This is a genomic window from Rhodopseudomonas palustris (assembly GCF_003031265.1).
Classification (GTDB): Bacteria; Pseudomonadota; Alphaproteobacteria; order Rhizobiales; family Xanthobacteraceae; genus Rhodopseudomonas; species Rhodopseudomonas palustris_H.
The window spans coordinates 4,705,016-4,717,036 of sequence record NZ_CP019966.1 but is presented as its reverse complement, the minus strand read 5'-3'; the positions used below and the strand labels follow the sequence as shown (position 1 = coordinate 4,717,036).

Below are 12,021 nucleotides of genomic sequence, written 5' to 3'. Positions count from 1 at the left end.
TGACGCGGTACCTTAGTTGCGGCGTCGGCCTCGAACAGCAGGACATATCATGGGCTTCAAATGCGGGATCGTCGGTCTGCCGAACGTCGGCAAGTCGACGCTGTTCAACGCGCTGACCGAGACGGCGGCGGCGCAGGCGGCGAACTATCCGTTCTGCACCATCGAGCCGAATGTCGGCGAAGTGGCGGTGCCGGATCCGCGGCTCGATAAGCTGGCCGAGGTCGGCAAGTCGCAGCAGATCATCCCGACCCGCCTGACCTTCGTCGACATCGCGGGTCTGGTGAAGGGCGCCTCCAAGGGTGAAGGCCTCGGCAACCAGTTCCTCGCCACCATCCGCGAGGTCGATGCGATCGCGCATGTGGTGCGCTGCTTCGAGGACGGCGATATCACCCATGTCGAGGGCCGGGTCGCGCCGCTCGCCGATATCGAGACGATCGAGACCGAGCTGATGCTCGCCGATCTCGAGAGCCTGGAAAAGCGCGTCGACAATCTGACCAAGAAAGCCAAGGGCGGCGACAAGGATTCCAAGGAGCAGCTCGAGCTGGTCACCCGCGCGCTGACGCTGCTGCGCGACGGCAAGCCGGCGCGCTTCCTCGAGCGCAAGCCCGAGGAGGAGCGTGCGTTCCGGATGCTCGGCCTGCTGACCTCCAAGCCGGTTCTGTACGTCTGCAACGTCGAGGAAGGCTCGGCCGCCGAAGGCAACAGCTTCTCCGAACAGGTGATGGCGCGCGCCAAGGAGGAGGGCGCGGTCGCGGTGGTGATCTCGGCGAAGATCGAATCCGAAATCGCGACGCTGTCGAAGGAAGAGCGTACCGACTTTCTCGACACGCTGGGCTTGCACGAAGCCGGTCTCGACCGGCTGATCCGCGCCGGCTACGAGCTATTACACCTGATCACGTACTTCACGGTCGGTCCGAAGGAAGCCCGCGCCTGGACCATCACCAAGGGCACCAAGGCGCCGCAGGCTGCCGCGGTGATCCACACCGATTTCGAGAAGGGCTTCATCCGCGCCGAGACCATCGCCTATGACGACTACATTCGTCTCGGCGGCGAAGCCGGCGCCCGCGACGGCGGCAAGCTCAGGCTGGAAGGCAAGGAATACGTCGTCGCCGACGGCGACGTGATGCACTTCAGGTTTAATACCTAAGGCTGACGGCGAAACTCTTCGAGCGCCGTCCTTTCAGCGAGTCATTCCGGGGCGCGCGAAGCGTGAACCCGGAATCTCTGTGCGCTACAATCTCTGGATTCCGGGCTCGCGAACTATGTTCGCGCCCCGGAATGACGAGCGACACCTCGTCGCGGCTTATCTGAATCCCTGCTGATCGCGGATCGCGCCGAGGTGTTCGTTGATGCGGAACACGATCAGCACGAACTCGGCGACGATGCGCGAGAACACGATCCCGACCAGGATCGAGGCGAGGCTGGACAGCACCAGGATGAAACCGCCGAACGGGCTCACCGCCATCGCCGCCAGCCCGGAAAACACGCCGGAAATGCCGAACAGCACGGTCAACGCGATCACCAGCCAGTAGAAGGTCTTGATGATGGTCGGCGTGATGAAGCGGTCCCATTGAAACAGGTCCCGAAAATTGAACATCGGTGGTCTCCCCCAACAAACCGAATGATGGGCTTGTGATCGACCGCAATAACGGCCACAATCGGGCCTCCCACCAGCAAATGCCATGACAACCCTGTTCTTCGAAAATTTCGCGCCCGGCCACTTCGGCCGCTATGGACCTCGCCGCGTGACGCGCGAGGAGATCATCGCTTTTGCTTCGGAATACGATCCGCAGCCCATGCATCTGGACGACCACGCCGCCAACGCCTCGATGCTGAAAGGCATGTCTGGCTCGGGCTGGCATCTGTCGTCGCTGATGATGCGGATGATGTACGACGGCTTCATCAAGGACACCGCGTCGCTCGGCTCGCCGGGCGTCGACGAGATGCGCTGGATGTCGCCGCTGCGCCCCGGCGACGATCTGCTGCTCGACGTCGAAGTGATCGAAGCACGGGTGTCGAAGAGCCGGCCCGAAACCGGGATCGTCACCTTCAAGTGCTACGTGCGCAACGGCCACGGCCAGATGCTGAGCGAGATGGTGTCGCCGATCATCGTCAAGCGCCGCGACGCGGACGCGACCAGCGCCGGCAGCAACGGATAACGATCACCATGCGTTTCCTGGAAGACATGACGATCGGCGAACGCCGTGAGGTCGGTACGTTCACGTTCACGGCCGAGGCGATCAAGACGTTCGCGGCGCAGTTCGATCCGCAGCCGTTCCACCTCGACGAGGAGGCCGGCAAGAACTCGCTGTTCGGCGGCCTCGCCGCCTCGGGCTGGCACGTCGCCGCGGTGTGCATGAAGCTGATGGTGGCGGACGCTCAGCGGGAATCCGCCGAGGCTGCCAAGCGCGGCGAGCTGGTGGCGACCGGCGGTCCGTCCCCGGGTTTTCGCGAGCTGCGCTGGCTCAAGCCGGTGCTGGCTGGCGACACCATCACCTACTACAAGCAGGTCGAAAGTCTGCGGCCGTCTGATTCGCGGCCGCAGTGGGGAATCATGCAGGCCCGTAACACCGGGATCAATCAGCGCGGCGAGGTGGTGTTCTCGTTCCTCGCCACGGCGTTCGTGCCGCGCCGGCCGAACGCGGAGTGAACTGAGGCGAGGGGGACACAGCCGTTCGCATTTTAACCAAATGCGAGGCTTTTGACCGAGACGGCCCCGGAACGGCCGGGATATTAAGACGTTGTGAACCCTGCGAGCGTCACGGTCGACGAACGCAGGGCTGAGGGAATTGAAGACAATGGCTGACCAAGCTGGACTGAAATGGGTGGGCGTGATCTTCGCCACCGTGACGCTGGCGGTGATGATCACCACCGGAATGGTTGTGAAGGGTTACGCGGTGGGCTCCTACAGCCTCGACTCCGCGACTACGCTCTCCGACCGCTGAGCTTAAGGCTCGCGGCTGCCGGCGTCCCCGCCGGCCATCCTCTCTAAAATCCGAGATCGCACGCAAAAAAAGCAGCCACCTCGCGATGGCTGCTTTTGCGTTTTCAAGCCGGTGATTGCCGGGCTCGCCCGGCAGTGCCGGATCAGCCGTGACGCAGGGTCTCGGCGGCGCGCTTCCACTGCGCGACGTTGTCGGCGATCATCCGGGTCGATTTCATCGCCGCCTGGCTGAGCTGCGCGTAGCTCGAGATCTCGCGCTGAACCCGCTGACCTTCGGCGTGCAGCAGGTCGCGCAGCGTCTCCAGCTCACCGATCAGGTTTTCGATCTCGCCGAGCGAAGTGCCGGCAACGCGCTGGATCAGCGAATTGACGTTGTTCACCGCGGCTTCGGCAGTGCCTTCGAGACCGAGCGTCGCGGCCGGAGCGGCAGCGGTGTCGGTGGTCGAGGTCGTCGCCGAGGGACGGCGCAGATAGGCGATGTCGTTGCGGACGAAGTCGCGGATCCCGGCTTCGACCTCGGAAACGGCGGCGAGGTTCTCGTCGGTTTCGGTGGTCTCGATCTTCTCGGAAGGAATGGCGTTCATTCGGTTGGTCCCCTGTGTGAGCGTCACGCCGCGCGGGGATCCCCCGCACGTAATCTGCCGCCGCATGACTCCAGCGCAATTTGACCGCATCGCGGCCGTTCTGCGGCGCCGTCTCGGTGTTTCGGCGACAATCCTCAACGTCCCATTAACGACGCGGCTGCCAGCCTCAGGGGAGACGCCGGCAGCACCACAACTGGGACGATTGTCTCAGGCGATCTTGGGCAGGTGGATCGGGCGGCCGAGCGCTTGTTCGACCAGGTCGAAGGTGTCGAGCACCATCCGCAGATTGGTCAGCCGGCCGCCGTGAAACTGCGTGAACAACGCCATGCGCACGCTGATCGGCCGGTTAGTGCCGGCGGCGGTCAGCGAGTAGCGGACCATCGAGGCGGCGGAGTCGATCCCCAGCATCACCGACTCCCGGTGATAACGATAGATCCGCACGCTGTCGGCGATCTGGCGGCAGACTTCGAGGACGGCTTCTTTGCCCTGACGGGCGCCGAAGAACGGAAACATGTCGATCGGGCCGTAGATCGCCCAGTCGATATTGTCGTCGATGATGGTGGCGAGGTCTTCGGTCTGACGGTCGTTGAGGGCGCGATGCAATGCACGCGAGAACCGCCAGAGACTATGCTCTGTCATTGGCAATCCCGTTGGGAAAGGTTGATTGTCGATGCAAGCAGCGGCACCTGGCGACGCGGTGGTCGCCTTGCCCTTTGCAATTTGCTGCGCTGTCGGTTCCGATTAGTTACACTAAGAGCTAATTGCAATCGCATTTTGTGCATTGCACAAATTTAGAAATGCCGGCTCTAAACGCCCGTTTCACAGGCATCGGTCGGGCCAAACCGCCATGGTTTTGCCGGCTTCTCTGCAGCTTTCGAGTAGTTGCGCCCGATATCGAGTAATCGCCCCGTGCGGGTCCGGAATACTCCGAGGCGGATAGCGTACCGAGGCTGCAAACGTCAGCCAGGCGATACCGGCCGGTGAGCCGCGCGGCGCATCAGCATCGCAAGATGGCGGCACGTTGCGCCATCTGATTCGCGGATCGTGAGGAGATGCGGAGCGCAAGCCGCCGGCTTGGAGCGAGACGGGCGGACGCTTCGCCCATCTCAACAGCCGAGCTGGCTCAGCGCTTGGCCTTCTTGGCCGCCTTCTTCTTCGCGCCGGTCTTGGCCGGCTTGGTCTCGGCCTTGTCGGCCGCCGCCTTCGCCGGCTTCGGCTTGGAAGCCGCTGCGGCGGCCGCGGCGGCATCTTCGGCTGCCTTACGCATCGCGCGGGCATAGGCATCGGCTGCGTTGTCGGCCGCGGTCTGCAGCCGCTTCGCCGCGGCCAGACCCTGCTCATAGGCGGCAGTCGCCAGCGCCTTGCCCTGTGCCTTGCCGCCGGCATCCTTGGCCTTGGCGGCGCGGGCCAGCAGCGCGTCGCGGCGCTTCTTCACCGCGGCGGTGAGCGCCTTGGTCTGCTGTTTTGCGAGCTGCCGGATGATCGCGTCGAGATCGGCCTCGGCCATGTTGGTAGTCCCCCAGAAGTGTCTTGTTGGCGCGCGACTATGCAGAGGCGCACCGCGGTTGGCAATTCGTCAGTTCCGCCGCGCGGCATAAGTCGGCGCGCGCCACAGATTGCATGGTGCGACATCGCTGCCGCGGCTTGACTTCGCTCTCGTCTCGGACAATCTCGCCGCCAAGCCCCAACAAACCGCAAACAACATCGGGAGAAGAACAAGATGGCAGACGCCTACATCATCGACGCAGTCCGCACCCCCCGCGGCATCGGCAAAGTCGGAAAGGGCGCTCTCGCCGACATGCATCCCCAGCACCTCGCCGCCACCGTGCTGAAGGCGATCGCCGAACGTAACAAGCTCAACACCGCCGACGTCGACGACATCATCTGGTCGACCTCGACCCAGCGCGGCAAGCAGGGCGGCGACCTCGGCCGCATGGCCGCGCTCGACGCCGGCTACGACATCAAGGCTTCCGGCACCACGCTCGACCGCTTCTGCGGCGGCGGCATCACCGCGGTGAACTTCGCCGCGGCGCAGATCATGAGCGGCATGGAAGACGTGGTGATCGCCGGCGGCACCGAGATGATGTCGCTGACCGCCGCGATGGCCGCTGAGGACATGGCGGCCGGCAAGCCGCCGCTCGGCATGGGCTCGGGCAACGCCCGCCTCGCCAAGGTGCATCCGCAGTCGCACCAGGGCATCTGCGGCGACGCCATCGCCAGCATGGAAGGCATCAGCCGCGAGGCGCTCGACGCGCTCGGCTTGGAAAGCCAGCGCCGCGCCGAGATCGCAATCAAGGAAGGCCGCTTCGACAAGAGCATCGTTCCGGTGGTCGACGACGAGGGCAAGGTCGTACTGGCGAAGGACGAATATCCGCGTCCCGAAACCACCGCCGAAGGCCTCGCCGCACTGAAGCCGGCCTTCACCGCGATGGCCGACTATCCGCTCGACGACAAGGGCACCACCTATCGCAAGCTGATCAACCAGAAGTATCCGAACGTCGACATCAAGCACGTCCATCACGCCGGCAACTCCTCGGGCGTGGTCGACGGCGCCGCGGCGGTGCTGCTGACCTCGAAGGAATACGCCGAGAAGCACGGCCTCAAGCCGCGCGCCAAGATCCTGGCAATGGCCAATATCGGTGACGATCCGACGCTGATGCTCAACGCCCCGGTGCCGGCCGCCAAGAAGGTGCTGCAGAAGGCCGGCCTGACCAAGGACGATATCGACCTCTGGGAGATCAACGAAGCGTTCGCGGTGGTCGCCGAGAAGTTCATGCGCGACCTCGACCTCGACCGCTCCAAGGTCAACGTCAACGGCGGCGCGATTGCGCTGGGTCACCCGATCGGCGCCACCGGCGCGATCCTGATCGGCACCGTGCTCGACGAACTCGAGCGCCGTGGCCTCAAGCGCGGCCTCGTCACCATGTGCGCCGCCGGCGGCATGGCGCCGGCGATCATCATCGAGCGGGTGTGAGGCGAGAGGACGCGTAGGATGGGTTGAGCGTCAGCGAACCCCATCAATCCTGCGCAACACTGCTGAAGTCATCGAAAAGGGCGGCGCCACTTGCGTCGCCCTTTTTGCTTTTCACGACCTCTCCACGCCGTCATGGCCGGGCTCGTCCCGGCCATCCACGTCTTCTTGAGACTTTTCCGCTCGGCTTCGTCATTGCGAGCGCAGCGAAGCAATCCAGCCGCGTGCACGGAGCTGGATTGCTTCGTCGGCTACGCCTCCTCGCAATGACGGAACATCTGCGGGCGTCATTGGTCTCGCTGACGATGGTCACCATATCTGCAGCATGCCCGCCAAATCCTCCCCCACCATCGCTCGCCCCAAACGCCCGCCGCCGGTGCTGATCTGCGGCAAATGCCTGTCGAAGATCGACGGCGGCAAGAAGCTGAAGCAGGCGCTGAAGGCCGAACTGAAGCACGCCGCCGCCACGCAGGGCGGCAAGCGGCCGAAGCTCGTCACCACCAGCTGCCTCGGCATCTGCCCGAAGCGCGCGGTGGTTACGGCGAGCGCGGCGACGCTGGGACGCGGGGAGTATGTGCTGGTGGAAGATCGGAAGAAGGTGGAGGAGGCGGTAAAGGCTCTGAGTGATCAGTAGACGGCTGAAGCTCTGCCGACCGAGGTAGAATATATCGCCCCGTCTACGCGACCTTCGGCTGTGCCACTAAGCTGATGCCGAGTGCGTGCAGCACCTTCAGCACGGTCGCAAATTCGGGTTTCGCGCCGCCGCCGAGCGCGCGGTACAGATTCTCTCGGGACAGGCCCGTGTCTTCCGCGACGCCGCTCATACCCTTGGCGCGCGCGACAGCGCCAATCGCCTTGGTGATGAGTGCCGGATCCTCGGATGCGAAGGCTTCGGTCAAATAGTCCGCGATCATTTCGGGACTATCGAGATAGTCAGCGGCGTCGAACGGCGTCGTGCTCACCATGTTCAATCCTCCAACTCTCTTGCCAGTCGCTTCGCGGTGGCGATATCAGCCGCCTGAGAGCTCTTGTCGCCGCCGCAGAGCAGTACGACCAGAGTTGCGCCGCGCTCAACGAAATAAACCCGATAACCTGGCCCGTAGTGGACGCGGAGCTCGCTGACACCCTCGCCAATAGGAGCGACATCGCCAGGATTCCCTAGCTCCAGCCGATCGAGCCTCAAAAGGATTCGAACGCGAGCCCGGCTGTCTCTCAGATTTCGCAGCCAGCGCTCGAACTCTTGCGTCTTTCGGATCGTCGACATCCGGCCGCCCTCATTTGTAGCTTAAGCGCTACAATTAGGCTTTGCAACCGGGGGCCAGCTACCTCTTCTTCCACCCGCCCCGCTTTCCCGGCGCGCCGCCTGTGCTGCGCGGGGAGGGGCCGAATTCGGGGCCGGCTTCGCGGCTGGAGGTCGGCTGATAGATCTTGCTCTCCGTGCCGGGCCCCATTTCATCGAGCGTCGGCTTGCGCGGCTTGGGGCGCTGGACCTTCTTGAACTCGTGAAAGCCGGCGATGCCCATTTCGTCGAGGTCGGGCTTGTGGACTTTTGACGCTGTGCCTGGGGTACCCCCACCCCGGCCTTCGGCCGACCCTCCCCGCAAGGGGGAGGGTGACGAGACGGCACCGCCTCGCGAAACACTGTCGCCCGACGCGCCGCGCGCTCCAGCCTTGCCGCGTCCGCCTTTGCCAGCGTCGGCCGGCAAGTTCGCGGCGTCGCCGTAGCGTTTGGCGCCGGCGTAGCTGCCGGCCTTTGCCGCGACGCCGCGCTGCTTCACCGTCGGATCGTCGATCACTGCGAGCTCGGTGGCGCGCAGGCGTTTGACTTCGTCGCGCAGGCGCGCGGCTTCTTCGAAGTTCAGGTCTGCGGCGGCCTCGCGCATCCTGGTTTCGAGATCGGCCAGCACCGCCTCGAAATTGTGGCCGATCACCGCGGCGTCGTCGGTGAAGCCCGCGCCCTTGCCGTCGCCGATTTCGACCAGCACGTGGTCGCGCTCGTACACGCTATTCAGAATATCGCCGATCGACTTCTTGACGCTCTCCGGCGTGATGCCGTGCGCGGTGTTGTATTCGATCTGCTTCTCGCGGCGGCGGTTGGTCTCGTCGATCGAGCGCTGCATCGAGCCGGTCATTTGATCGGCGTAGAGGATCACCTTGCCGTCGACATTGCGCGCGGCGCGGCCGATGGTCTGGATCAGCGAGGTTTCGCTGCGCAGGAAGCCTTCCTTGTCGGCGTCGAGGATCGCCACCAGCGCGCATTCCGGAATGTCGAGGCCTTCGCGCAACAGGTTGATGCCGACCAGCGCGTCGAACGCCCCGAGCCGCAGGTCGCGGATGATCTCGATGCGCTCGATGGTGTCGATGTCCGAATGCATGTAGCGCACGCGGATGCCCTGCTCGTGCAGGAACTCGGTGAGGTCCTCGGCCATGCGCTTGGTCAGCACGGTGATCAGCGTGCGATAGCCGCGCGCCGCGGTGGCGCGGACTTCGCCGACGAGATCGTCGACCTGGGTGCGGGCCGGGCGAATGTCGACGGGCGGATCGATCAGCCCGGTCGGGCGAATGACCTGTTCGACGAACACGCCGCCGCTCTCGTTCAGCTCCCACGCCGCCGGGGTCGCCGAGACCGCGACCGTCTGCGGCCGCATCATGTCCCATTCTTCGAACCGCAGCGGCCGGTTGTCCATGCAGGACGGCAGCCGGAAGCCGTATTCGGCCAGCGTCGCCTTGCGGCGGAAGTCGCCTTTGAACATCGCGCCGATCTGCGGCACCGAGACGTGGCTTTCGTCGGCGAACACCAGCGCGTTGTCGGGCACGTATTCGAACAGCGTCGGTGGCGGCTCACCCGGCCGGCGGCCGGTGAGGTAGCGTGAGTAGTTCTCGATGCCGGCGCAGCTGCCGGTCGCCTCCATCATCTCGATGTCGAAGGTGGTGCGCTGCTCCAAACGTTGCGCTTCGAGCAGGCGTCCCTGTGCGTGCAGCTGATCGAGCCGCCATTTCAGCTCGGTCTTGATCGAGGAAATCGCCTGGATCAGCGTCGGCCGCGGCGTCACATAGTGCGAGTTGGCGTAGATCTTGACGAATTCCAGCTCGTCCTGCTTGTGGCCGGTGAGCGGGTCGAATTCCTCGATGCCCTCGATCTCGTCGCCGAACATCTTCACCCGCCAGGCGCGATCCTCGTAGTGCGCCGGGAAGATGTCGATGACGTCGCCGCGCACCCGGAAGGTGCCGCGGGTGAAGTCGGCCTGGGTGCGCTTGTATTGCAGCGCCACCAGATCGGCGATCAGCTGCCGTTGATCGATCCGTTCGCCGCGCTTCAGCGCGAAGGTCATCGCCGTATAGGTCTCGACCGAGCCGATACCGTAGATGCACGACACTGAGGCGACGATGATGACGTCGTCGCGCTCCAGCAGCGCGCGGGTGGCGGCGTGGCGCATCCGGTCGATCTGTTCGTTGATCGACGAATCTTTCTCGATATAGGTGTCGGTGCGTGGAACGTAGGCTTCCGGCTGGTAGTAGTCGTAATACGAGACGAAATACTCGACCGCGTTGTCGGGAAAGAAGTTCTTGAACTCGCCGTAGAGCTGCGCCGCCAGCGTCTTGTTCGGCGCCAGGATGATGGCCGGGCGCTGCGTCGCCTCGATCACCTTGGCCATGGTGTAGGTCTTGCCCGAGCCGGTGACGCCGAGCAGCACCTGGGTGCGATCGCTGCGGTCGATGCCTTCGACTAGCTCCTTGATCGCCTGCGGCTGGTCGCCGCGCGGCTGGTAATCGGATTTCAGCACGAAGCGCACGCCGCCTTCGGACTTCTCCGGGCGCGGCGGCCGGTGCGGCACCCACAGCTTGACGCCGCCGTCCTCGCCCTTGAATTCGGGGCGGCCGTCGCGGATCAGGCTCTCCAGTGCGTCGGCCGTGGCCTTGACGCCGAGTGCCTCCATCTTGCTGCGCGGCGGACGGGCCAGCGCTTCGGCGTCGTCCTCCTCGGTCGGCAGGCCGAGCTGCCGCGCCAGCTCCGGATCGAGCGTCGGAATGGTGGCGGCGGTTCCGTAATTCGCCTGCGGCGCCTCGTTCAGGCCCCCTCGGCTCGCGCCGGGCGGCTGCGGATAGGGCTGCAGCGCCGTCGGCCGCGGCGTGGCGCCGTCGCCGACCTTCGGCGTCGATGCGCGGCCACGATGCACGGCGGCTTCGCCGCCGGTGCGGCGGTCGTGCGAATTGTCCGGCGGCTGCTGCAAGCCGGTGCCGGATCCGAGACCCGCGTCACCGCGATTGAGCGCCGGATTCAGAAGTTCGGCCAGCGCCGGCCCAATCGGCTTCACGTCGGGCCGATGTGCTTTGGATTTTGGGGTTTTTGCCGGCTTGCCAGGCTTGTCAGGAGTCTTCGCCATGCCGGCAATATGGGGCGAAGCGCCCGGCGAATAAAGGGCGGCCGCCCGCGCGCGTTCTGCTTATGCCGGCGCCACCCGCAGCCGCTTCATCCCGTGGGGAAGACGCGCGTCACACCATGCCTCGATCGCCGGCTGGCGGCGATGCAGGAACAGCCCGAGGGCAATGATCGCGATGCCGATCAGCGACAGCGCGAACGGGAACAGCAGCGAGTCGCGGAACAGTTTTTCGGCAAGGTCGCCGAGATAGATCGCAATCCCGAGCGCGCCGAACACCGCGAACACCCGCCGGCCCAGCACCACCGCGATGCCGAGGAAGACGACGTTCATGGCGCAGTACAGCGCCTTGTCCAGGTTGGTCCCGTTCGAGGTCGCGGTGATGCCGCCCCAGAACGTCATCACGCCGAACAGGTACAGCCAGAATGCGAAGTCGCTGCTGCGCTGGCGCAGATGCACCAGCACCGCGGCGATCACCATGCCGGCGCCGAAGCCGATCGAGACCTTGCGGGCGGTTTCGAAATCGCCGTGCGGCGTGCCGGTGATCCACGGCACCAGGTCCATCGACAGGAACCACAGCGCCACCGCCATCAGAAACACGATGAATGGAAAGCGGTAGAACGCCAGCGCCACCAGCGCCGCCGCGATGGTGGCAAGCTCCATGAAGATGAAGCTGCCTTTGACCCAGATGTAGAAGCTGCGAACGGTGTCGGGCTTGCCGAATTCCGACCACAGCCCGAACGCCTCCTGCACGCCATACACCGCCAGTGGCATCATCCCGACCGCGACGGCGATACACAGCCCGCCCGGCGTGCGCAGATTCTTCACGTGCCACAGATAGTGCCCGGTCCACCAGAACGCGACGGCGTAGATCAGTGCCGTGGCGGTCAGTGCCGCGCCGCCAAGGCCGGCGAACGCCATGGTCGAGAACAACCCCATGGCGCTGATCACGATCAGCGCGCCCGCGTACCAGAGCAGATGCACGATATCGAAGCGCGGGCCGTCGCTCGCTGCCGCCGGGTGCCTTGCGTCCAGGAAGGCGCGGAGCGCTCCCTCCTGCGCCGGCGTGATGACGCCAGCCTGAGTCGCTGCCTGCAGATCTTCGGCCGAATAACGCATCGTCACTCTCCCTCCGCCCAACCG

The 12,021-nt window shown here is 64.9% G+C and carries 14 protein-coding genes; 6 read left to right on the top strand and 8 right to left on the bottom strand.

Annotation, left to right across the window (positions count from 1 at the left end):
• Window positions 1–49 precede the first annotated feature (49 nt).
• The gene (gene ychF, locus RPPS3_RS21880) at window positions 50–1,147 is read left to right on the top strand and encodes a redox-regulated ATPase YchF (RefSeq protein WP_107345929.1); all 1,098 of its coding nucleotides are present in this window, start codon (window positions 50–52) and stop codon (window positions 1,145–1,147) included.
• Window positions 1,148–1,303: 156 nt separating this feature from the next.
• Here ychF and RPPS3_RS21875 read toward each other — a convergent pair whose 3' ends face one another.
• Window positions 1,304–1,597, bottom strand: coding sequence for a DUF4282 domain-containing protein (locus RPPS3_RS21875; RefSeq protein ID WP_011159887.1), 294 nt, complete (start codon window positions 1,595–1,597; stop codon window positions 1,304–1,306).
• 85 nt (window positions 1,598–1,682) lie between these two features.
• Between RPPS3_RS21875 and RPPS3_RS21870 the strand changes: the two genes are divergently transcribed.
• The 3 genes from RPPS3_RS21870 to RPPS3_RS24690 all read left to right on the top strand — a co-directional run bounded on the left by RPPS3_RS21870 (window position 1,683) and on the right by RPPS3_RS24690 (window position 2,945).
• A complete protein-coding gene (locus tag RPPS3_RS21870) occupies window positions 1,683–2,159 on the top strand; it encodes a MaoC family dehydratase (RefSeq protein ID WP_107345928.1) in 477 nt (158 codons plus the stop codon).
• Window positions 2,160–2,167: 8 nt separating this feature from the next.
• A complete protein-coding gene (locus RPPS3_RS21865; RefSeq protein WP_107345927.1) occupies window positions 2,168–2,650 on the top strand; it encodes a MaoC family dehydratase in 483 nt (160 codons plus the stop codon).
• A gap of 148 nt (window positions 2,651–2,798) precedes the next feature.
• A complete protein-coding gene (locus RPPS3_RS24690) occupies window positions 2,799–2,945 on the top strand; it encodes a hypothetical protein (protein WP_199851768.1) in 147 nt (48 codons plus the stop codon).
• Between the two features lie 142 nt (window positions 2,946–3,087).
• Here the strand turns inward: RPPS3_RS24690 and RPPS3_RS21860 are convergent, their stop codons facing one another.
• The 3 genes from RPPS3_RS21860 to RPPS3_RS21850 form a co-directional block, all read right to left on the bottom strand.
• The gene (locus RPPS3_RS21860; RefSeq protein WP_107345926.1) at window positions 3,088–3,528 is read right to left on the bottom strand and encodes a hypothetical protein; all 441 of its coding nucleotides are present in this window, start codon (window positions 3,526–3,528) and stop codon (window positions 3,088–3,090) included.
• Between the two features lie 207 nt (window positions 3,529–3,735).
• A complete protein-coding gene (locus RPPS3_RS21855) occupies window positions 3,736–4,167 on the bottom strand; it encodes a nuclear transport factor 2 family protein (RefSeq protein ID WP_107345925.1) in 432 nt (143 codons plus the stop codon).
• A 484-nt stretch (window positions 4,168–4,651) separates the two neighbouring features.
• A complete protein-coding gene (locus RPPS3_RS21850) occupies window positions 4,652–5,035 on the bottom strand; it encodes a hypothetical protein (RefSeq protein ID WP_107345924.1) in 384 nt (127 codons plus the stop codon).
• 213 nt (window positions 5,036–5,248) lie between these two features.
• On the opposite strand from RPPS3_RS21850, the gene RPPS3_RS21845 reads away from it, so the two are divergent.
• Both RPPS3_RS21845 and RPPS3_RS21840 read left to right on the top strand, forming a co-directional pair.
• Window positions 5,249–6,502, top strand: a complete 1,254-nt coding sequence (locus RPPS3_RS21845; RefSeq protein WP_107345923.1) for an acetyl-CoA C-acetyltransferase — start codon at window positions 5,249–5,251, stop codon at window positions 6,500–6,502.
• Between the two features lie 322 nt (window positions 6,503–6,824).
• Window positions 6,825–7,133 (top strand): (2Fe-2S) ferredoxin domain-containing protein, encoded by a 309-nt coding sequence (locus RPPS3_RS21840; RefSeq protein ID WP_199852165.1) that lies wholly within the window; start codon window positions 6,825–6,827, stop codon window positions 7,131–7,133.
• Between the two features lie 43 nt (window positions 7,134–7,176).
• On the opposite strand, the gene RPPS3_RS21835 is transcribed toward RPPS3_RS21840, so the two are convergent.
• From RPPS3_RS21835 to RPPS3_RS21820, 4 genes are read right to left on the bottom strand one after another with little or no spacing between them, the layout of a single operon-like run.
• Window positions 7,177–7,464 (bottom strand): addiction module antidote protein, encoded by a 288-nt coding sequence (locus RPPS3_RS21835; protein ID WP_107345921.1) that lies wholly within the window; start codon window positions 7,462–7,464, stop codon window positions 7,177–7,179.
• A gap of 2 nt (window positions 7,465–7,466) precedes the next feature.
• Window positions 7,467–7,763, bottom strand: a complete 297-nt coding sequence (locus RPPS3_RS21830; protein WP_107345920.1) for a type II toxin-antitoxin system RelE/ParE family toxin — start codon at window positions 7,761–7,763, stop codon at window positions 7,467–7,469.
• A gap of 58 nt (window positions 7,764–7,821) precedes the next feature.
• On the bottom strand, window positions 7,822–10,884 hold the full coding sequence (gene uvrB / locus RPPS3_RS21825) for an excinuclease ABC subunit UvrB (RefSeq protein ID WP_107345919.1): 3,063 nt from the start codon (window positions 10,882–10,884) through the stop codon (window positions 7,822–7,824).
• 60 nt (window positions 10,885–10,944) lie between these two features.
• Window positions 10,945–11,997: a hypothetical protein gene (locus tag RPPS3_RS21820; protein ID WP_107345918.1), complete on the bottom strand. Its 1,053-nt coding sequence runs from the start codon at window positions 11,995–11,997 to the stop codon at window positions 10,945–10,947.
• Between the last annotated feature and the right edge of the window lie 24 nt (window positions 11,998–12,021).

What these genes read in the sequence shown, in the direction of transcription:
- ychF (WP_107345929.1), top strand. Translation starts at nt 50, where the DNA reads ATGGGCTTCAAATGCGGGATCGTCGGTCTGCCGAACGTCGGCAAGTCG.
- RPPS3_RS21875 (WP_011159887.1), bottom strand. Translation starts at nt 1,597, where the DNA reads ATGTTCAATTTTCGGGACCTGTTTCAATGGGACCGCTTCATCACGCCG.
- RPPS3_RS21870 (WP_107345928.1), top strand. Translation starts at nt 1,683, where the DNA reads ATGACAACCCTGTTCTTCGAAAATTTCGCGCCCGGCCACTTCGGCCGC.
- RPPS3_RS21865 (WP_107345927.1), top strand. Translation starts at nt 2,168, where the DNA reads ATGCGTTTCCTGGAAGACATGACGATCGGCGAACGCCGTGAGGTCGGT.
- RPPS3_RS24690 (WP_199851768.1), top strand. Translation starts at nt 2,799, where the DNA reads ATGGCTGACCAAGCTGGACTGAAATGGGTGGGCGTGATCTTCGCCACC.
- RPPS3_RS21860 (WP_107345926.1), bottom strand. Translation starts at nt 3,528, where the DNA reads ATGAACGCCATTCCTTCCGAGAAGATCGAGACCACCGAAACCGACGAG.
- RPPS3_RS21855 (WP_107345925.1), bottom strand. Translation starts at nt 4,167, where the DNA reads ATGACAGAGCATAGTCTCTGGCGGTTCTCGCGTGCATTGCATCGCGCC.
- RPPS3_RS21850 (WP_107345924.1), bottom strand. Translation starts at nt 5,035, where the DNA reads ATGGCCGAGGCCGATCTCGACGCGATCATCCGGCAGCTCGCAAAACAG.
- RPPS3_RS21845 (WP_107345923.1), top strand. Translation starts at nt 5,249, where the DNA reads ATGGCAGACGCCTACATCATCGACGCAGTCCGCACCCCCCGCGGCATC.
- RPPS3_RS21840 (WP_199852165.1), top strand. Translation starts at nt 6,825, where the DNA reads ATGCCCGCCAAATCCTCCCCCACCATCGCTCGCCCCAAACGCCCGCCG.
- RPPS3_RS21835 (WP_107345921.1), bottom strand. Translation starts at nt 7,464, where the DNA reads ATGGTGAGCACGACGCCGTTCGACGCCGCTGACTATCTCGATAGTCCC.
- RPPS3_RS21830 (WP_107345920.1), bottom strand. Translation starts at nt 7,763, where the DNA reads ATGTCGACGATCCGAAAGACGCAAGAGTTCGAGCGCTGGCTGCGAAAT.
- uvrB (WP_107345919.1), bottom strand. Translation starts at nt 10,884, where the DNA reads ATGGCGAAGACTCCTGACAAGCCTGGCAAGCCGGCAAAAACCCCAAAA.
- RPPS3_RS21820 (WP_107345918.1), bottom strand. Translation starts at nt 11,997, where the DNA reads ATGCGTTATTCGGCCGAAGATCTGCAGGCAGCGACTCAGGCTGGCGTC.